This is a genomic window from Caenimonas sedimenti, assembly GCF_007833165.1.
GTDB lineage: Bacteria > Pseudomonadota > Gammaproteobacteria > Burkholderiales > Burkholderiaceae_C > Ramlibacter > Ramlibacter sedimenti.
Genome location: NZ_VOBQ01000006.1, coordinates 24,402 through 43,001, shown reverse-complemented (window position 1 = coordinate 43,001; position 18,600 = coordinate 24,402). Strand labels below are relative to the sequence as shown.

Below are 18,600 nucleotides of genomic sequence, written 5' to 3'. Positions count from 1 at the left end.
TCCCCATGCCTGTGTCCATGCGTGAAATGCTGGAAGCCGGTGTCCATTTCGGGCACCAGACGCGCTTCTGGAACCCCAAGATGGCCCCGTTCATCTTCGGCCACCGCAACAAGATCCACATCATCAACCTCGAAAAGACGTTGCCGATGTTCAACGAGGCGACCAAGTTCGCCCGTCAACTGGCCGCCAACCGCGGCACCATCCTGATCGTGGGCACCAAGCGCCAGGCGCGCGACCTGGTGTTCACCGAGGCGCAGCGCGCCGGCATGCCCTTCGTCAACCAGCGCTGGCTGGGCGGCATGCTGACCAACTTCAAGACGGTCAAGCTGTCCCTGAAGCGCCTGAAGGACATGAAGGCCCAGCAGGAAGGCGGCCTGGAAGCCATGTCGAAGAAGGAACAGCTGATGTTCCAGCGCGAGCTGGACAAGCTCGAGAAGGACATCGGCGGCATCCAGGACATGAACACCTTGCCGGACGCCCTGTTCGTGGTCGACGTGGGTTTCCACAAGATCGCCGTCGCCGAAGCCCAGAAGCTGGGCATCCCGATCATCGGCGTGGTCGACACCAACCACACGCCCGAGGGCATCGATTACGTGATCCCCGGCAACGATGACTCCGCCAAGGCCGTGACGCTGTACATCCGTGGCATGGCCGACGCCATCCTGGAAGGCAAGAGCAACGCCGGCAACGACGTGCAACGTGCCGTCGCCGAAGGCAAGGACGAGTTCGTCGAAGTGCAGGAAGGCGCTTCGGCCTGATTTTTCAGATCCCAAGGAAGGGGGCTCCTTGGAGCCCCCTTTTTCCAACAGTAACGAGGTAGAGAGAAATGGCTGCAATCACCGCAAGCATGGTCGCCGAGCTGCGCGCCAAGACGGACGCGCCCATGATGGAATGCAAGAAGGCCCTGACCGAGGCCGAAGGCAACCTGGAGAAGGCCGAGGAACTGCTGCGCATCAAGCTGGGCAACAAGGCCGGCAAGGCGGCGTCGCGCGTCACCGCCGAAGGCGTGGTGGCCGCTTCGATCGACGGCAGCACCGGGGCGCTGCTCGAAGTCAACTGCGAAACCGACTTCGTCACCAAGAACGACAGCTTCCTCGCGCTGGCCAAGGCCGCTGCCGAGCTGATCGCGAAGAACGACCCCGCCGACGTCGCCGCGCTCGGGGCGCTGCCGCACAGCCAGGACGGGTTCGGCCCAACCCTGGAAGACGTGCGCAAGGGCCTGATCGGCAAGATCGGCGAGAACATGAGCTTCCGCCGCTTCAAGCGCTTCGGTGGCGGCAGCAAGCTGGTGAGCTACCTGCACGGCACGCGCATCGGCGTGGTGGTCGAGTTCGAAGGCGACGAAGTCGCCGCCAAGGACGTCGCGATGCACATCGCCGCGATGAAGCCGGTCGCGCTGTCGAGCAGCGACGTGCCCGCCGAGATGATCGAGAAGGAACGCGCGGTTGCCGCCGGCAAGGCCGAGGAAGACCGCAAGACGGCCGAAGCCGCCGGCAAGCCCGCGCAGCCCCCCGAGATTGTTGCCAAGCGTATCGAAGGCGGCGTGCAGAAATACCTGAAGGAAGTCTCGCTGCTGAACCAGGCTTTCGTGAAGAACGACAAGCAGACGGTCGAGCAGATGCTCAAGGCCGCCGGCACCACCGTGAAGGGCTTCACGCTCTACGTGGTGGGCGAAGGCATCGAGAAGAAGGTCGACGACTTCGCGGCCGAAGTGGCCGCGCAAGTGGCTGCTGCCAAGCAGTCCGCCTGAGCTCCCTCACGGAGTCGCCGCCCATTACACTCACCCCCCATCATCGGAGACCGCACGACATGCCCGCCCAGCCCGCCCACCAGCGCATCCTGCTCAAGCTGTCGGGCGAGGCCCTGATGGGGGATGACGCTTTCGGCATCAACCGCGCGACCATCGTGCGGATGGTGCAGGAAGTGGCCGAGGTGGTGAACATGGGCGTCGAAGTCGCCGTCGTCATCGGCGGCGGCAACATCTTCCGCGGCGTGGCCGGCGGTTCGGTCGGCATGGACCGCGCCACCGCCGACTACATGGGCATGCTGGCCACGGTGATGAACGCGCTGGCGCTGGCCGACGCGATGGACAAGCAGGGCCTGATCGCCCGGGTGATGTCCGCGATCAACATCGAACAGGTGGTCGAGCCGTACATCCGGCCGAAGGCGCTGCAGTACCTGGAAGAGGGCAAGGTCGTGATCTTCGCGGCCGGCACCGGCAACCCCTTCTTCACGACCGACACGGCGGCCGCCCTGCGCGGCGCCGAGATCGGGGCGCAGATGGTGCTGAAGGCCACCAAGGTCGACGGCGTCTACTCGGCCGACCCGCAGAAGGACCCGACGGCTGAACGCTATACGCGCATCAGCTTCGACGAGGCGATGTCCAGGAACCTGGGCATCATGGATGCCACCGCCTTCGCGCTGTGCCGCGACCAGAAGCTGCCCATCAAGGTATTCTCGATCTTCAAGCACGGCGCGCTCAAGCGCGTGGTGCTCGGTGAGGACGAAGGCACCCTCGTCTACGCGTGAGCGCAGGGTGCGGCAAGAGGAGCTGACGACATGACGACGATCCCCGAAATCAAGCAGAACCTGCAGACCCGGATGGACCAGGCCATCGCTGCGTTCAAGAACACGCTGACCAAGATCCGCACCGGCCGCGCCAACCCGGCGATCCTCGACACCGTGCAGGTCGAGTACTACGGCAGCATGATGCCGATCAGCCAGGTGGCCAGCGTCAACCTGCTGGACCCGCGCACGATCAGCGTGCAGCCCTTCGACAAGGGCATGGGCGCCAAGATCGAGAAGGCCATCCGCGAGAGCGATCTGGGCCTGAACCCGGCTTCCATGGGCGACCTGATCCGCGTGCCGATGCCCGCCATGAGCGAGGAGCGCCGCAAGGAAATGACCAAGCTGGTCCGCTCCGAGGGCGAAGGCGCCAAGATCGCCATCCGCAACCTGCGACGCGACGCCAACGAGCACGTGAAGAAGCTGGTGAAGGACAAGGAAGCCTCGGAGGACGACCAGAAGCGCGCCGAGGCCGACGTGCAGAAGGTCACCGACCGGCACATTGCGGAAGTCGACCAGCTGGTGGCGGCCAAGGAACAGGAAATCATGGCGGTCTGATGGGGACTGCCGTACCGCACCACATCGCCATCGTCATGGATGGCAACGGCCGCTGGGCCACCAAGCGGTACCTGCCCCGCGTCGCCGGGCACAAGAAGGGCGTCGATGCACTGCGCGCCTGCCTGCGCCATTGCGGCGAGCGCGGCGTCAAGGTGCTGACGGTGTTCGCCTTCTCCTCCGAGAACTGGAACCGTCCGCCTGAAGAGGTTTCCGGTCTGATGGAGCTGCTGGTCCTGGCGCTCGGGCGCGAGGTGCCGGATCTGAACGCCGAAGGCGTGCGGATCCGCTTCGTCGGCGACCGCTCGGCGCTCTCCGACAAGGTGCGCGCCGGCCTGCTGCAGGCCGAGGCGGCCACGGCCGCCAACACCCGGGTGCTGTTCAACGTCTGCTTCAACTACGGCGGCCGCTGGGACATTGCCCAGGCCGCGCAGCAGCTCGCCGCGCGCGGGGAAGCCATCACCGAGCAATCGCTCGACCGCGCCATGGCTCTGGCGTATTGCGCCGATCCGGACCTCCTGATCCGCACCGGCGGCGAGAAGCGCATCAGCAACTTCCTGCTCTGGCAGGCGGCCTACAGCGAGCTGTATTTCAGCGACAAGCTCTGGCCCGAATTCGACGAAGCAGCCCTGGACGAGGCCATCGCCGATTACGCGAGCCGCGAGCGCCGATTCGGCCGCACCTCCGAACAGCTGGCTTCCTCCGACAAGAAGGCAGCCTGACGGCCGGCCGCCCATGCTGAAGCAGCGCGTCATCACCGCCGTCGTCCTGCTGGCGATCCTGTTGCCGGCGCTGTTCTGGAAGACGCCGGAGCCGTTCCTCATCGTGACGCTGGTGCTGATCGCAGCGGGTGGCTGGGAATGGGGCAAGCTGAACCAGCTGGGGCAAGGCGCCAGCCTGGCGCTCGGTGGGGCGACGCTGGCGCTCTGCATCGCCGCATGGGCCCTGGGCTGGCCTCAACGTCCCTCCGTTTTGCTCTGGAGCATCACCGGCGCGCTCTGGGTGCTGGCCGGCGCCTGGCTGGTGAAGGCGGGTGTGCCCGGCTGGCCGCGCATCCCGCAGGTCGTCCGCATCATCGGCGGTGTGCTGGCCCTGGCCCTGGCCTGGCTGGCGATGGCCCAGGCCCGCGTCATCGGCATCAACTTCCTGCTGTCGGTCCTGGTGCTGGTGTGGGTCGCCGACATCTTTGCCTATTTCGCTGGCCGCGCCTTCGGGCTCAAGTTCACCAGGCGCAAGCTCGCGCCCGCCATCAGCCCCGGCAAGAGCTGGGAAGGTGTCTGGGGCGGCATGGCGGGCGTGCTGGTGCTGGCCATCGCCTGGACCCTCGCCGACGCCGCCGCCGGCGCGCAGGTGCCCAGCCTCTATTCGCGGCTTGCCGGCCTGGGCTGGCCAGTGCTGGTGATCGCCGCCGCCTTCATGGCCGCGATGAGCGTCGTCGGCGACCTGGTCGAGTCCCTCATCAAGCGCAGCGCCGGCGCCAAGGATTCGAGCCAGCTCCTGCCCGGGCACGGCGGGGTGCTGGACCGCGTCGACGCCTTGCTGCCGACGCTGCCCTTGGCGATGATGCTGGCCACCCTGGCCCAGAAATGAAGCAGAGAATCGCTGTCCTCGGCTCGACCGGCTCGGTGGGCGCCAACACCCTCGACGTCATCGCGCGGCATCCGGAACGCTTCGAGGTGTTCGCACTGAGCGCGTCGTCGAAGGTCGAGGAGATGCTCGCTCAATGCGCGCAGTTCCGCCCGCGCTTCGCGGTGATGGCGCAGCCGGCCGCGGCGCAGGCCCTGGCCCAGCGGCTCGAGGCGGAAGGCCTGCCGACCCGCGTCCTGTCGTCGCCGGCCGCGCTGGAAGAGATCGCCTCGCACGAGGAAGTGGATGCCGTGATGGCCTCCATCGTCGGTGCCGCCGGCCTCGCGTCCTGCCTGGCGGCGGCTCGGGCCGGCAAGAAACTGCTGCTCGCCAACAAGGAAGCGCTGGTCGTCGGCGGCGACCTGTTCATGCAGGCCGTGCGGCAAGGCGGTGCGAAGCTCCTGCCGATCGACAGCGAACATTCCGCCATCTTCCAGTCGCTGCCGGAGGACCCCGCCACCTGGGACGCGCGCGTCGAGAAGATCATCCTCACCGCCTCCGGCGGCCCGTTCCGGACCTGGGAGCCTGCGCGCCTGCGCGACGTGACGCCCGAGCAGGCCTGCGCGCATCCCAATTGGGTGATGGGCCGCAAGATCTCGGTGGACTCCGCGACCATGATGAACAAGGCACTGGAGGTGATCGAGGCGCGCTTCCTGTTTGGCCTGCCGCCGGAACGGCTGGAGGTCGTGCTGCATCCGCAGAGCGTCATCCATTCGATGGTGCAGTACCGGGACACTTCGGTCGTTGCGCAACTGGGCACGCCCGACATGCGCGTGCCGATCGCCTTCGGCCTCGCCTGGCCCGACCGGGTCGAGTCCGGTGCCCAATCGCTGGACTTCAGCCGGCTGGCGGACCTGAGTTTCGAATCGTTCGATTCGCGCGGGCATCGCGAGCGCTTCCCCGGCCTGCAACTGGCGTGGGACAGCCTGCGGGCGGCGCCCGGCACCACCGCCATCCTGAACGCGGCCAACGAAATCGGTGTCGCGGCCTTCCTCGAGCGCAGGATCCGTTTCGACCAGATCCATGCGGTGAACCTTGCAACTTTGGCGGCCGTCGCAACCTCCAACCCACAGTCGCTGCAGGACCTGCTGGCGCTCGACGCGCAGGCCCGGGAAGCCGCCGTCGGCGCCACCCTGCGTTTCGCCTGAGTTCCGAGGATCCCGATGCTTACTCTCCTTGCTTTCGTGGTCGCCATCACGGTGTTGATCGGGTTCCACGAATACGGCCACTACCGGGTCGCCGTCGCCTGCGGCGTCCGCGTCCGCAGGTTCGGCATCGCCACGTTGCCGGTCACCGTGCCGCTCCCAGGCGCGAGCTGGGGGCATCGGCTGATGTACCGCCTGGCCAAACCGGTCCTGGAATGGACGCCCAAGCGGCAGCCGGAAGGCCAGAACACCGTGTTCGCGATCGGCCTGTTCCCGCTGGCCGGCTATGTCCAGATGGTGGGGCAGGGCGACGAGGCCGATGTGACGCCGGACGAAGAAGCGTACTCGTTCAAGCACAAGCCGGTCAGCTCCCGCTTCGCGATCGTCGCGGCGGGACCCATCGCGAACCTGCTGCTGGCGATCCTGCTGTATGCGGCGGTCAACTGGGTCGGCATCGACGAACCGCGCCCGATCCTCGGCTCCCCGGTCGCCGGATCCATCGCCGCCGAAGCCGGCCTGCAGGGCGGCGAGACGGTGGCGCGGGCGGGCTTCGAAGGTGACCCGATGGAGCCGATCCAGTCCTTCGAGGAACTGCGCTGGCTGCTCACGCGCGGTGCCCTCGACGGCCGCGACCTGCGCATCGGCCTGGCGGAGCCCGGCAACCGGGGCGGCCGGCACCTGCTGCTGCCCCTGAGCCGCATCGACGCCAAGGACGCCGACGCGCAGCTGCTGCGCAAGGTGGGCATCGTTTCGCCCTGGAGTCCGCCCGCGATCGGCGACATCGCCGCAGGCGGCGCCGCCGAGCGCGCCGGGTTGCAGAAGGGTGACGTCGTTCGCAAGGTGGCCGGCAAGGAAGTCGGCGACGCGCAGCAGTTGCGCGACCACATCCGGGCGCAGGTCAAGGATGGCGTGGGCTTGCGCGCCACGTGGGAAATCGACCGCGGCGGGCGCGTGCTGGCCCTGGAGGTCACGCCCGACCCCATCACCGAGAAGGGCGCGCCGCCGTTCGGGCGCATCGGGGCCTACGTCGGCGCACCGCCCGCCATGGTGCTGGTGCGGCACGGGCCCGTCGACGGCCTGTGGAACGGCCTGGTGCGCACCTGGGAAGTGTCGGAGCTCACGGTCCGCATGATGGGCCGCATGATCATCGGCCAGGCATCGCTCAAGAACCTGAGCGGCCCCGTCACCATCGCCGACTACGCCGGCAAGTCGGCGAGCCTGGGCCTGACGCAGTACCTGATGTACCTGGCCCTGATCAGCGTGAGCCTGGGCGTGCTGAACCTGCTGCCCATTCCCGTCTTGGACGGTGGGCACCTGATGTATTATCTTTGGGAGGCCGTCACGGGCAAGGCTGTTTCCGAGCAATGGATGGAACGCCTGCAACGCGGTGGCCTGATGGTGCTGCTGGTGATGATGTCGATCGCACTGTTCAACGACGGCTCGAGATACATCCCCCGACTCTTTGGCTGAGAAAATCCGAAAAAAGCCGCTTCCGTCGCACGGTGCGGCGCGGCGCGGTACTGATTCAATGAAGAAACAATTCAAGCGCTTCCGCGCGCGCACCGTCTCGGCTGTGATCGCGATGGCCTTCGCGGCCAACAGCTGGGCGGTCGATCCGTTCACGGTGCGCGACATCCGGGTCGAGGGGCTGCAGCGCGTCGAGCCGGGCACCATCTTCGGCTCGCTGCCGTTCCGGGTGGGCGACCAGTACAACGACGAGAAGGGCTCGGCCGCGATCCGGGCGCTCTTCGGGCTGGGCCTGTTCAAGGACGTCCGCCTCGAGGTCAACGGTGACGTGCTGATCGTCATCGTGGAAGAGCGGCCGACCGTGGCCGACGTCGACTTCGTCGGCGCCCGCGAGTTCGACAAGGACACCTTGAAGAAGGCCCTGCGCGAAATCGGCCTGACCGAGGGCCGGCCGTACGACCAGGCCCTGGCCGACCGCGCCGAGCAGGAACTCAAGCGCCAGTACATCAACCGCAGCCTGTACGGCGCGGAGGTGCTGACCACCGTCACGCCGATCGAGCGCAACCGCGTCAACCTCACCTTCACGGTGACCGAGGGCGAACCGGCACGCATCCACGACATCCGCATCGTCGGCAACAAGTCGTTCAACGAGGGCACGCTCAAGGGCCTGTTCGACCTCGACACGGGGGGCTGGCTCTCCTGGTACACCAAATCCGACCGCTACTCGCGCGCCAAGCTCAATGCCGACCTGGAGGCGCTGCGCTCCTACTACCTGCAGCGCGGCTTCCTCGAATTCCGGATCGATTCCACGCAGGTCGCGATCTCGCCCAACAAGCAGGAAATCAGCATCACGATCAACGTCACCGAAGGTGAACGCTACGTGGTGTCCAGCGTCCGGCTGGAAGGCGACTACCTGAGCAAGGACGACGAGTTCAAGACTCTGATCAAGATCCGTCCGGGCGAGCCCTACAACGCCGACCAGGTGACCGAGACCACCAAGGCGTTCACCGAGTACTTCGGCAATTTCGGCTACGCCTTTGCGCAGGTCGAGGCCCGGCCCGAGATCGACCGCGCCAACAACCGGGTGTCGTTCGTGCTGGCCGCCGAGCCTTCGCGCCGGGCCTACGTGCGCCGCATCAACATCGCCGGCAACAACCGCACCCGCGACGAAGTGGTTCGCCGCGAATTCCGGCAGTTCGAGTCGAGCTGGTACGACGGCGAGCGCATCAAGCTCTCGCGCGACCGCCTCGACCGCCTGGGCTTCTTCCGCGAGGTCAACGTCGAAACGAGCGATGTGCCGGGTGCGCCGGACCAGGTCGACCTGAACGTCAACGTCGTCGAGAAGCCCACCGGCAGCCTGCAGGTGGGCGCCGGTTTCTCCAGCGCCGAGAAGCTGGCCCTGTCGTTCTCCGTCAAGCAGGAAAACGCCCTGGGCTCGGGCAACTACCTCGGCGTCGAGGTGAACACCAGCAAATACAACCGCACCCTGGTCTTCAACTCGGTCGACCCTTACTTCACGGCCGACGGCATCTCGCGTTCATTCGACATCTACTACCGCTCGTCGCGGCCCTATGACGACCAGGGCGGCAACTACCAGCTGATCACCTCGGGCGTGGGTTTGCGCTTCGGCATTCCCTTCAGCGAAGTCGACACGGTGTTCTTCGGCGGCAGCCTCGAGCGCACCGAGATCAAGCCGGGCACCAACATCCCCGCGACCTACCTGGCGTATGCCGAGAGGCTGGGCTACGCGACGACATCGGTCCCCCTGTCCATCGGCTGGTCCCGCGACGACCGCGACAGTTCCCTGGTGCCGACCAAGGGCCGCTACCAGCGCCTCGCCACCGAACTCGGCGTCGCGGGCGATGCCCGCTACGTCCGCGCGAACTACCAGTACCAGCACTACTTCCCCATCAACAAGCAGTACACCGCCGCCTTCAACGGCGAGGTCGGCTGGGGCCGGGGCATGAGCGGCCGGCCGTTCCCGGTGTTCAAGCACTTCTATTCCGGCGGCCTCGGCTCGGTCCGTGGTTTCGACCAGGGCACCCTGGGCCCGAAGGACGTCACCGGGTCCACCGTGGGCGGCCCGAAGAAGATCACCCTCAACGCGGAGGTGCTCGCGCCGTTCCCGGGCGCCGGCAACGACCGCACCCTGCGCATGTTCGGCTTCGTCGACGTCGGCAACGTCTTCGGCGAGCACGACAAGGTCACTTTCGACGAGCTGCGTGCCTCCGTGGGCATCGGCCTCTCGTGGCTGTCCCCCATCGGCCCGTTGCGCATCGCGCTGGCTCAGCCGGTCCGCAAGAAGCCTGGCGATAGAATCCAGCACGTGCAATTCCAGATCGGAACCTCCTTCTGATGACGCCTGAGCGACGTTTTCTTCTCGGTTTGGTGCTGGGCGTGTCCGTGCTCGCGACCGGCGCGCAAGCCCAGGATTTCCGCGTCGGCTTCGTCAACACCGACCGCATCTTCCGGGAGGCCAATACCGCGAAGGCCTCCCAGGCCAAGCTCGAGCAGGAATTCGCGCGCCGCGAAAAGGAGCTGAACGAGCTCGGCAGCAGCCTGAAGGCGGCGTCCGAGAAGTTCGAACGCGAGGCGCCGACCCTGCCCGAGGCCCAGCGCGGGGCGCGCCAGAAGACGCTGATCGACCAGGACCGCGAATTCCAGCGCAAGCGCCGCGAGTTCCAGGAAGACCTGAATTCCCGCAAGAACGAGGAGCTCCAGCAGGTGCTGGAGCGCGCCAATCGGGTGGTGAAGCAGGTGGCCGAGCAGGAAAAGTACGACCTGATCCTGCAGGAAGCGGTCTACATCAACCCCAAGCACGACATCACCGACAAGGTGATCCGCGCGCTCAACACCGTCCGCTAGGAAGCCGCTCGTGGCGCTGCCACTCGGCTCCATCGTCGCTGCGTTGGGCGGCGAGTTGCACGGTGATGCGACGCTCGAAATCCGCGGCCTGGCACCGCTGGAAGCCGCTGAACCCGACCAGCTGAGCTTCCTCAGCAATCCCAAGTACCGCCAGCAGCTCGACAGCTCACGCGCGGCCTGCGTCATCGTCGGGCCGGCGTCGAAAGACCAGGCGCTGGCTCGCGGCGCCTGCATCGTGGCGGACGACCCCTACCTCTACTTCGCCCGGCTCACGCAGCTGTGGAAGCGCGAGCACTCGCGGCCAGCCGGCCCGGCCATCCATCCCAGCGCGGTCGTCGACCCGGAAGCGGAGATCGCGGCCGGCGTGCGCATCGGCCCGCATTGCGTGGTGGAGCGGGGTGCGCGCATCGGCCGCGACACCGTGCTCAAGGCGCGCGTGGTGGTCAGCGAAGACTGCGTGATCGGGGATCGCTGCGTGCTGCATCCGGGCGTGGTGATCGGCGCCGACGGCTTCGGCTTCGCGCCGCACGCAGGCGCCTGGGAAAAGATCGAGCAGCTCGGGGCCGTCCGCATCGGCAACGACGTGGATATCGGAGCCAACACCTGCATCGACCGCGGGGCGCTGGCCGACACGGTCATCGAGGACGGCGTGAAACTCGACAACCTGATCCAGGTCGGGCACAACTGCCGGATCGGCCGGCACACCGCCATCGCCGGCTGCGTGGGCATCGCGGGCAGCGCCAATATCGGCGCGCATTGCACGATCGGTGGCGCCGCGATGATCCTCGGGCACCTGACGCTGGCCGACCGGGTGAACGTCTCGGCCGGCTCCTTCGTCGCGCGCTCGATCCTGAAGCCCGGCCTGTACACCGGCATCTTTCCCATCGACGACAATGCGGCCTGGGAAAAGAACGCCGCGACGCTCAAGCAGCTGCACGGCCTGCGCGAGCGCCTGAAGGCCCTGGAGAAAAAACAATGACGATGGACATCCACGAGATCCTCAAGCAGCTGCCGCACCGCTACCCGTTCCTGATGGTCGACCGGGTGATCTCCATCGAGACCGGCAAGACCATCCGCGCGATCAAGAACGTCACCATCAACGAACCATTCTTCATGGGCCATTTCCCGCACCGGCCGGTGATGCCCGGCGTGCTGATGCTGGAAGCCATGGCGCAGACGGCGGCCCTGCTGTCGTTCGCCACGGCCGGCGTCATGCCCAACGAGAAATCGGTCTATTACTTTGCCGGGATCGATGCGGCGCGGTTCAAGCGCCCGGTGGAACCGGGCGACCAGCTGGTGATGGACGTGAGCCTGCTGCGCGCGAAGTCCGGCATCTACAAGTTCAAGGGCGAAGCCCGCGTGGGGCCCGACCTGGCCTGCGAAGCCGAACTCATGTGCACCATGCGCACAGTGGCCTGAGCGGGGAGAGGGCGACAGTGCCTGGCATCCATCCCACCGCCATCGTCGATCCCCACGCCGAGCTCGACAGCACGGTGGAGGTCGGTCCGTACACGCTGATCGGCCCGCACGTGAAGATCGCGGCCGGCACCAAGGTCGCCGGCCATGTGGTGATCGAAGGCCACACGACCATCGGCCGCGACAACCGGATTTTCCAGTTCGCCTCGCTCGGCGCCATCCCGCAGGACAAGAAGTACGACGGAGAGCCCGGCGAACTGGTCATCGGCGACCGCAACACCATCCGCGAGTTCACCACGTTCAACATCGGCACCCCCGGCGGCGGCGGCGCCACCCGGCTCGGCAACGACAACTGGATGATGGCGTACGTCCACCTGGCGCATGACTGCGTCATCGGCAACCACACCACCTTCGCCAACAACACCCAGCTCGCGGGGCACGTGGTGGTGGACGACTGGGTCATCTTCGGCGGCTTCACCAACGTGCACCAGTTCGTGCGCGTCGGCGCCCACGGCTTCACGGGCCTGGCCAGCGTGCTGCTGGCCGACCAGCCGCCGTTCGTGATGAGCGACGGCAAGCCGGCCCGGCCGCGATCCATGAATTTCGAGGGCCTGCGGCGCCGCGGTTTCTCGCCCGCGCGCGTCACGGCCGTGAAGCGGATGCACAAGGCGCTGTACCGCGACGGCCTCACGCTGGAGCAGGCCTGCGAGCGCATCGCCCAACTGGGACTGGATGAACCGGAGGTCCAGCCTGACGTGCAGACGATGCTGGATTTCCTGGCGGTTCCCGGGCGCGGCATCATTCGATGAAGCCCCGGGTGGCGCTGGTCGCCGGTGAAGCTTCGGGCGACCTGCTCGCCGGGCTGTTGCTGCAGGGGATGCGTGGGCGCTGGCCGGACCTCACCTCGTTCGGCATCGGCGGGCCGGCGATGGAGGGGCAGGGGTTCGAGGCCTGGTGGCCCAGCTCGAAGCTCGCCGTGCGCGGTTATGTCGAGGTGCTGAAGCACTACCGCGAAATCATCGGCATCCGGACGGCCCTGAGGGACAGGCTGCTGGCGGATCCCCCGGATGTCTTCATCGGCGTCGACGCGCCGGATTTCAATCTGGACCTGGAAGCGGACCTGAAGGCGCGCGGCGGCAAGGTCGTGCATTTCGTCTGCCCATCGATCTGGGCCTGGCGCGGCAAGCGGGTGGAGAAGATCCGCCGCAGCTGCGACCACGTGCTGTGCATCTTCCCGTTCGAGCCGGAACTGCTGGCGAAGCACGGCATCCCCGCCACTTATGTCGGGCATCCGCTCGCCAACGTCATCCCGAAGGAGCCGGACAAGGACGCCGCGCGGGTGCGCCTCGGGCTGCCGCCCGATGCCGAGGTGGTGACCCTGCTGCCGGGCAGCCGGGTGTCCGAGGTCGCATCGCTGGCCGGGCGCTTCCTCCAGGCGGCCGAGCTGCTGCAGCGGGCGCGGCCCCAACTGCATTTCGTGGTGCCGGCCGTGCCCGGCCTGCGCCCGCGCATCGAGGCGGCCGCCAGGACCGCCGGCGGGCTGCGCAACCTGCGCATCGTCGACGGCCACTCCCATGCCGCCCTGGCCGCGTGCGACGTCGCGCTGGTGGCCAGCGGCACGGCCACGCTGGAAGCCGCGCTGTTCCAGCGGCCCATGGTGATCGCGTACCACATGAACTGGCTCACCTACGCGCTGATGCAGCCGCGCCGGCTGCAGCCGTGGATCGGCCTGCCGAACATCCTGTGCGGGGAATTCGTGGTGCCGGAGTTGCTGCAGGCCAACGCGAATCCCGAGTCCCTGGCTGCGGCGCTGTTGGAATGGTTCGAGGCGCCTGCCAGAATGGTGGCCGTGCGGGAGAAATTCCGGACGCTCCACACGCTCCTCGAACGCGATACCTCCCAACGAGCCGCCGATGCCATCGAAAAAGTCCTCTCGCGCTGAACAGAAGCAGAAGCGGCTGGACTGGGACCCGGTCGGCCTGATGGCGGGGGTGGACGAGGCCGGCCGCGGGCCGCTGGCCGGCCCGGTCGTCGCGGCGGCCGTGATCCTCGACGACAGCAAGCGCATCCGGGGCCTGGCCGATTCGAAGGTGCTGACCCCGCTGCAGCGCGACCGCCTGTTCGACATGATCCGCGAGAAGGCCCTGTGCTGCGCGGTGGGCGAGGCGAGCGTCGGCGAGATCGACAGCCTGAACATCCTGCACGCCACCATGCTCGCGATGCGGCGCGCGGTCGAAGGCCTGCGCCTCAAGCCGATCAAGGTGCTGGTTGACGGCAACAGGCTGCCGGCGCTCGACGTGCTGTCGGAAGCCGTGATCGGCGGCGATGCCAAGGTGAAATCGATCTCCGCCGCATCCATCATCGCCAAGGTGACGCGCGACCGCATGCTGAAGCAGCTGCACGAGGAATTTCCGCAATACGGATTCGCGGCGCACAAGGGCTACGGTACGCCGGAACACCTGGAGGCCCTGCGCGTGCATGGCCCCTGCGTGCACCACCGCCGGCATTTCAGCCCGGTGGCCGCGACCTTCGCGACCGAAGAGGGCGTGGAAGTGTCGGTCCAGGTCCAGTGACCTCCGGCCCGCAGCACGTCTCGTCGCGCGACAACGCGCTGCTGAAGGAATTGCGGCGGCTGGCGCAGGACAGCCATGCGTACCGCAAGCAGGGCCGGGTCTGGCTGGAGGGGGATCACCTGTGCCGGGCCGCGCTGCAGCGCGGGGTGCAGCCGGCGCTCGCGGTGTTCCAGGCCTCGTACTGGGACGCCTCAGGCCATGATTGGGCGCTCGACGGCATGCGGCCGGTCGTGATCGACGACACGTTGTTCGCCACCCTGAGCGGCCTCGAATCGCCGGCGCGCATGGGCTTCGCGGTCACCTTGCCACCTGCGCCCGCACTGGCGCCCACCCTGGCGAGCGTGGTGCTCGATGGCGTTCAGGACGCCGGCAACGTGGGCGCCATCCTGCGCTGTGCCAGCGCCTTCGGCTTCCGGCAGGTCCTGGCGCTCAAGGGCACGGCCGGCCTCTGGAGTCCGAAGGTGCTGCGCGCCGGCATGGGAGCGCATTTCGGGCTGCAGCTGATCGAGGGCTTGGATGTCGCGGATGCCGCGGCTCTCGCGGTGCCATTGCTCGCGACGAGTTCGCACCGGGGCGAATGGCTCCACGCCGCCGCGCTGCCCTGGCCCTGCGCCTGGGCGTTCGGGCACGAGGGGCAGGGCGTGAGCGCGGCGCTCATGGCGCTCGCGCGGCGTTCGGTCCGCATCGCGCAGCCGGGGGGCGAGGAATCGCTCAACGTGGCGACGGCGGCGGCGGTCTGCCTGCACGCGAGCGCCGCGTCCGCCGTTTCGGCGGGCGGGCTCAATCCCGAGCCGAAACCGCGCGGTACTCGCCCGGCGTGACGCCGTACCGCTGCTTGAAGCGGCGGTAGAAGGTGGATGCTTCGGCGAAGCCCGCCGCAAACCCGACCTCGATCGTGCTCGTGTGCTGGTGGCGCGGCTCGCGCAGCAGTTCGCTGGCCCGTGCCAGGCGCACGCTGGTCAGGAAGTCATGGAACGTGGTGTCCGACAGCGCGAACAGCTGGTGCAGCGTGCGCAACGAAATGCCGAACTCCCCGGCCACGCGGACGCTGCTGAAGTCGAGGTCGGTCGCGCTCGATTCGATGCGCCGCATCACCTGTTGCAGCAAGGCCTGGCGCCTCGCCGCCGGGCCGTGCTGCTGCGTTTCGGGGGAGGCACCGACCGCGCCGGCGACCAGCGTGCACAAGGTGCTGGTGGCGAGGTCCAGGCTGGCGGGAGACGTCGCATGCGCGTTGCGCAGCAGCGCGTCGAGCCAGTCGCTGACCAGCGCGCCCTCTCCGTTGTGGCGCGCCAGCTTGACCATCGGAAGCTCCCCGGAGCCCAGCGCCAGGAGGGGCGCGAGGCGCTCGCGCGGAATCCGCCAGATCCGCAAGTCGAAGCTGCCGTCCGTTCCCGTGGAGAACGCCACGTTGGGGTCGGCGATGATCATGTCGCCCGGCTGCACGACCTCGGTGCGCGAGCCCTGCTCCATCCAGACCTGGCCGCGGCGCTGCAGGTAGACGTAGAAGTCCGCGCCGGGCTGCTGGCGGATGTCGGAGCCGGTGCGCCGCACGACGTGCCGGTCGCACCGGATGTCCGTCACGTCGAGGGCGCCGAGCTGGCGCCGGGCAATGCGTCCGTCGAACGGCCCGTCGTCGCTGCGCTCCAGCGACAGCGCGTAAACGTGTTCGGCACACGCTTCGCGCCATTGCTCGAAACGCCTGGACGGCGTGCTGCTGGCCGTGGACCACTCAATGAGCATGCTGAACCTGTCGGTGACTTCACCAGGAATGGGTAGGTACTGCGCCCGGGGCTGAAATTGTGCGCGAAATGCGAAACCCTGCCGCACGGAGTGCGAAGGCGGATTCGACGGCGGCGGTCATCATCCCTGCGCCCCGCATTCTGTTGCCTCTTGCCACCCAGACCTGTCAGCTACGTGCCGCCGACCACCACCGTCCTTATTGCCGATGACCACGCGCTCGTGCGCGATGGCCTGCGCGGCCTCGTGGCCCATGTCCTGGGCGAGGTGAACTTCGTCGAGGCCGACGATGGCGAATCGCTGCTCAGGGCCGCCGCGGGCGAGCCACCGGCGCGGCTGGCACTGGTGGACCTGAACATGCCCGGCATGGAGAGGGGTTTCCGCCTGGCCGAACTGGCGCGGCGCCATCCGGGGCTGCCGCTGGTCGTGATTTCCGCGCTGACATCGCCGGACGTCGTGCGGCGCACGCTGGAGATCGCCTCGGTGCACGCCTTCATCCCGAAGAGCGCGCCGTCCGGGCAGATCTGCGCGGCCATCGAGGCCGCCCTGCAAGGCGTGCGCCTGCCGTTTGCCCAGCGGGTCTCCGACCTCCGGCGGCCCGACCTGGTGCTGACCCCCCGCATGGAGGAAGTGCGCCAGCTGCTGCGCCAGGGCATGAGCAACAAGCAGATCGCGGGCGCGCTGGGCCTGAGCGAAGGCACCGTCAAGAACTACATGAGCGAGATCCTCCGCGCGCTGAACGTGTCCAACCGCACGCAGGCGGCGCAACTGGACGCCGACAGCCTGTGACGCCGACCCGGGAGGACGAGCGGCCCGATCCCGAGGACAGCGCCCACACGGTGGCGTCGCTGTGGGCACTGCGCGCGTGCGAGGTGTTGTGCGTGCTGATGTTTTCCACCGCCATCCCCTGGCAGCGGGTGACAACCTGGTTCGGCGTCATCGCGGCCCTGGGCGTCCTGCGGTGGTGGCACGTGAACCGGCCGTGGTTCAGGGCCAGCCCCAAGCCTGCCCGCCAGCGCGTCTACCGCATCTACATGTGGGTTCTGATGACCTACGTGGGCAGCGCCTGCTGGTTCCTCTACGTGCCCGCCAACCTGCCGATCCAGGCGGTGCTGATGAGTTACCTGCTGGGCAACGCCACGCTGGTCGCGGTGCGCCTGACGGGCGACGTCATGCGCACCACCATTGCGCTGGTCCTTGCGGTGCTGCCGACGTCGCTGCGCTTCATCGTCGAAGGGACGCTGGACCAGCACAACCTGCTCGTGATGATGGGGGTGGGCGGCCTGCTGATGACCGTCACCATGGTGTTCCTTTCGCGGGCGCAGGAAAGCAACGTCAAGCACCAGGTCGAACAGCGGCGCCGGGCCGAGGCCGCCGCCAACGCGGTGGCTGCCATGGGGTTGAGCAAGTCGCGTTTCTTCGCGGCGGTCAGCCACGACCTGCGCCAGCCCGTGCACGCCATCGGCCTGCACCTTGACCTGCTGATGCGCCGTGGCCAGGCCGCGCAGGACCGGGCGTCCAGGCGGGCGCTGGATGGGATCCACCAATCCTGGCGCGCGCTCGATGACCTGCTGTCGCAGGTGCTCGATCTCACGCGCATGGACTCCGGGGCGGTGCAAGCCGACCTGCGGCCGACCGAGCTGGCGCCCCTGGTGGCCGACCTGGTCATGCAGCACAGCGCGGTGGCCGAGGCGGCAGGCGTGCGTGTGGTGGCACTGGTGCGTCCCGCGGCCTTCGCCATGGCCGACGCGCTGATGCTGGCGCGCGTGCTCTCCAACCTGCTGGACAACGCGATCAAGTTCTCGCCCGCGGGCGCGACCGTGGCGATCGTGCTGCGCGGCGCGCGCGGCCAGTGGCGCCTGCAGGTGCGCGACGCGGGCATGGGCATCCCCCACGTGGCGCAGGAGCGCATCTTCGAAGAGTTCGTGCAGATCGACAACGAGGCGCGCGATCGCCGCCGGGGCCTGGGCCTCGGGCTGGCCATCGCCCGGCGGTTCGCGTTGCTGATGGAGGGCGACATCTCCGTGCGGTCCAGGCCGGGGCAGGGCTGCTGCATGACAGTCAGTCTGTCCCGGGCCGCGCCGCCGACTCCGGCGGCGAGCATTGCCCCAGCCCATGCGGGGGCCGCCGTGGATTCGGGCCCGGCCGAACTGGGTGTCCCGCCGCACGAGGAGCCCTGGCCGCCATCGGTGCTCCCGCTGCGCGATGTCCTGCTGGTGGAAGACGATTCGCTGGTGGCGGCGGCCACGCGGCAGTTGTTACGCTCCTGGGGCTTGCGGGTGCGCCATGTGGAGACCGCTGACGACGCATTGCGGGAGGGAGCCCACGCACGTGCCGATGTGGCCATCTGCGACGCCCGCCTGCCCCACGGCGGATCGGGCCTGGACGTGGCCCTGGCGCTGCGCATGCGGGGCAAGAAGGTCCTCCTGATCAGCGGCGAGACCAACGCGGTGCTGCGCGAGGCGGCGCAATTCCATGAGGTGCAACTCCTCACCAAGCCCGTGTCCGGCCCCACGCTGCTGGCCGCGCTGCAGGCCCTGTAGCGGCGGCGGCGAGTCTCATGGCCCGGATCCGGGCACATGACGAATTGCACCTGTGCGCATTCCGGGGGCGTCCGTACATTCGCCGGCGTCCCAAGCAAAGGAATGCAC

19 protein-coding genes are annotated in these 18,600 nt (G+C 68.0%); 18 read left to right on the top strand and 1 reads right to left on the bottom strand.

Translation table 11 applies throughout. The annotated features are described in order from the left end of the window. The first annotated feature begins 5 nt into the window (after window positions 1-5). From rpsB to FN976_RS08515, 16 genes are all read left to right on the top strand, one after another. Window positions 6-758, top strand: a complete 753-nt coding sequence (rpsB, locus tag FN976_RS08590) for a 30S ribosomal protein S2 (RefSeq protein WP_145892602.1) — start codon at window positions 6-8, stop codon at window positions 756-758. A 68-nt stretch (window positions 759-826) separates the two neighbouring features. Continuing rightward, entirely contained in the window at window positions 827-1,750 is a 924-nt protein-coding gene (tsf, locus tag FN976_RS08585) for a translation elongation factor Ts (protein ID WP_145892601.1), read from the top strand. A 59-nt stretch (window positions 1,751-1,809) separates the two neighbouring features. Beyond that, window positions 1,810-2,529 carry a UMP kinase gene (pyrH, locus tag FN976_RS08580; protein WP_145892600.1) on the top strand — a complete coding sequence of 240 codons (720 nt, stop codon included), beginning with the start codon at window positions 1,810-1,812 and terminating at the stop codon, window positions 2,527-2,529. 30 nt (window positions 2,530-2,559) lie between these two features. After that, window positions 2,560-3,123 carry a ribosome recycling factor gene (gene frr / locus FN976_RS08575; RefSeq protein WP_145892599.1) on the top strand — a complete coding sequence of 188 codons (564 nt, stop codon included), beginning with the start codon at window positions 2,560-2,562 and terminating at the stop codon, window positions 3,121-3,123. Beyond that, window positions 3,123-3,842, top strand: a complete 720-nt coding sequence (gene uppS, locus FN976_RS08570) for a polyprenyl diphosphate synthase (RefSeq protein ID WP_145892598.1) — start codon at window positions 3,123-3,125, stop codon at window positions 3,840-3,842. The genes frr and uppS overlap by 1 nt, the downstream gene beginning before the upstream one ends. 13 nt (window positions 3,843-3,855) lie before the next feature. Beyond that, window positions 3,856-4,710, top strand: coding sequence for a phosphatidate cytidylyltransferase (locus FN976_RS08565; RefSeq protein ID WP_145892597.1), 855 nt, complete (start codon window positions 3,856-3,858; stop codon window positions 4,708-4,710). Next, a complete protein-coding gene (ispC, locus tag FN976_RS08560) occupies window positions 4,707-5,894 on the top strand; it encodes a 1-deoxy-D-xylulose-5-phosphate reductoisomerase (protein ID WP_145892596.1) in 1,188 nt (395 codons plus the stop codon). Before FN976_RS08565 ends, ispC begins: the two co-directional genes overlap by 4 nt. A gap of 15 nt (window positions 5,895-5,909) precedes the next feature. Next, window positions 5,910-7,361, top strand: coding sequence for an RIP metalloprotease RseP (rseP, locus tag FN976_RS08555; RefSeq protein ID WP_145892595.1), 1,452 nt, complete (start codon window positions 5,910-5,912; stop codon window positions 7,359-7,361). A 58-nt stretch (window positions 7,362-7,419) separates the two neighbouring features. Beyond that, window positions 7,420-9,714 carry an outer membrane protein assembly factor BamA gene (gene bamA, locus FN976_RS08550; protein ID WP_145892594.1) on the top strand — a complete coding sequence of 765 codons (2,295 nt, stop codon included), beginning with the start codon at window positions 7,420-7,422 and terminating at the stop codon, window positions 9,712-9,714. Further along, the gene (locus FN976_RS08545) at window positions 9,714-10,223 is read left to right on the top strand and encodes an OmpH/Skp family outer membrane protein (RefSeq protein WP_145892593.1); all 510 of its coding nucleotides are present in this window, start codon (window positions 9,714-9,716) and stop codon (window positions 10,221-10,223) included. Before bamA ends, FN976_RS08545 begins: the two co-directional genes overlap by 1 nt. Before the next feature lie 10 nt (window positions 10,224-10,233). Further along, a complete protein-coding gene (gene lpxD / locus FN976_RS08540) occupies window positions 10,234-11,202 on the top strand; it encodes a UDP-3-O-(3-hydroxymyristoyl)glucosamine N-acyltransferase (protein WP_145892592.1) in 969 nt (322 codons plus the stop codon). A 2-nt stretch (window positions 11,203-11,204) separates the two neighbouring features. After that, a complete protein-coding gene (gene fabZ / locus FN976_RS08535; protein WP_145892739.1) occupies window positions 11,205-11,642 on the top strand; it encodes a 3-hydroxyacyl-ACP dehydratase FabZ in 438 nt (145 codons plus the stop codon). A gap of 17 nt (window positions 11,643-11,659) precedes the next feature. Then, the gene (gene lpxA / locus FN976_RS08530) at window positions 11,660-12,448 is read left to right on the top strand and encodes an acyl-ACP--UDP-N-acetylglucosamine O-acyltransferase (protein ID WP_145892591.1); all 789 of its coding nucleotides are present in this window, start codon (window positions 11,660-11,662) and stop codon (window positions 12,446-12,448) included. Further along, window positions 12,445-13,581: a lipid-A-disaccharide synthase gene (gene lpxB / locus FN976_RS08525; RefSeq protein ID WP_186510794.1), complete on the top strand. Its 1,137-nt coding sequence runs from the start codon at window positions 12,445-12,447 to the stop codon at window positions 13,579-13,581. Before lpxA ends, lpxB begins: the two co-directional genes overlap by 4 nt. Continuing rightward, window positions 13,553-14,212 (top strand): ribonuclease HII, encoded by a 660-nt coding sequence (gene rnhB / locus FN976_RS08520; RefSeq protein ID WP_145892590.1) that lies wholly within the window; start codon window positions 13,553-13,555, stop codon window positions 14,210-14,212. The genes lpxB and rnhB overlap by 29 nt, the downstream gene beginning before the upstream one ends. Beyond that, window positions 14,209-15,033 (top strand): TrmH family RNA methyltransferase, encoded by an 825-nt coding sequence (locus tag FN976_RS08515; RefSeq protein ID WP_145892589.1) that lies wholly within the window; start codon window positions 14,209-14,211, stop codon window positions 15,031-15,033. The genes rnhB and FN976_RS08515 overlap by 4 nt, the downstream gene beginning before the upstream one ends. On the opposite strand, the gene FN976_RS08510 is transcribed toward FN976_RS08515, so the two are convergent. Beyond that, window positions 14,993-15,952 carry a helix-turn-helix domain-containing protein gene (locus FN976_RS08510; RefSeq protein ID WP_145892588.1) on the bottom strand — a complete coding sequence of 320 codons (960 nt, stop codon included), beginning with the start codon at window positions 15,950-15,952 and terminating at the stop codon, window positions 14,993-14,995. The genes FN976_RS08515 and FN976_RS08510 overlap by 41 nt on opposite strands. Before the next feature lie 150 nt (window positions 15,953-16,102). Here FN976_RS08510 and FN976_RS08505 point away from each other — a divergent pair, with 150 nt between their 5' ends. Then, window positions 16,103-16,738 carry a response regulator transcription factor gene (locus FN976_RS08505; protein WP_145892587.1) on the top strand — a complete coding sequence of 212 codons (636 nt, stop codon included), beginning with the start codon at window positions 16,103-16,105 and terminating at the stop codon, window positions 16,736-16,738. Next, window positions 16,735-18,492 (top strand): ATP-binding response regulator, encoded by a 1,758-nt coding sequence (locus FN976_RS08500; RefSeq protein WP_145892586.1) that lies wholly within the window; start codon window positions 16,735-16,737, stop codon window positions 18,490-18,492. Before FN976_RS08505 ends, FN976_RS08500 begins: the two co-directional genes overlap by 4 nt. Window positions 18,493-18,600 lie beyond the last annotated feature (108 nt).

Coding starts and splice junctions, on each gene's coding strand:
- rpsB (WP_145892602.1), top strand. CDS start 6: ATGCCTGTGTCCATGCGTGAAATGCTGGAAGCCGGTGTCCATTTCGGG.
- tsf (WP_145892601.1), top strand. CDS start 827: ATGGCTGCAATCACCGCAAGCATGGTCGCCGAGCTGCGCGCCAAGACG.
- pyrH (WP_145892600.1), top strand. CDS start 1,810: ATGCCCGCCCAGCCCGCCCACCAGCGCATCCTGCTCAAGCTGTCGGGC.
- frr (WP_145892599.1), top strand. CDS start 2,560: ATGACGACGATCCCCGAAATCAAGCAGAACCTGCAGACCCGGATGGAC.
- uppS (WP_145892598.1), top strand. CDS start 3,123: ATGGGGACTGCCGTACCGCACCACATCGCCATCGTCATGGATGGCAAC.
- FN976_RS08565 (WP_145892597.1), top strand. CDS start 3,856: ATGCTGAAGCAGCGCGTCATCACCGCCGTCGTCCTGCTGGCGATCCTG.
- ispC (WP_145892596.1), top strand. CDS start 4,707: ATGAAGCAGAGAATCGCTGTCCTCGGCTCGACCGGCTCGGTGGGCGCC.
- rseP (WP_145892595.1), top strand. CDS start 5,910: ATGCTTACTCTCCTTGCTTTCGTGGTCGCCATCACGGTGTTGATCGGG.
- bamA (WP_145892594.1), top strand. CDS start 7,420: ATGAAGAAACAATTCAAGCGCTTCCGCGCGCGCACCGTCTCGGCTGTG.
- FN976_RS08545 (WP_145892593.1), top strand. CDS start 9,714: ATGACGCCTGAGCGACGTTTTCTTCTCGGTTTGGTGCTGGGCGTGTCC.
- fabZ (WP_145892739.1), top strand. CDS start 11,205: ATGGACATCCACGAGATCCTCAAGCAGCTGCCGCACCGCTACCCGTTC.
- lpxB (WP_186510794.1), top strand. CDS start 12,445: ATGAAGCCCCGGGTGGCGCTGGTCGCCGGTGAAGCTTCGGGCGACCTG.
- rnhB (WP_145892590.1), top strand. CDS start 13,553: ATGCCATCGAAAAAGTCCTCTCGCGCTGAACAGAAGCAGAAGCGGCTG.
- FN976_RS08510 (WP_145892588.1), bottom strand. CDS start 15,952: ATGCTCATTGAGTGGTCCACGGCCAGCAGCACGCCGTCCAGGCGTTTC.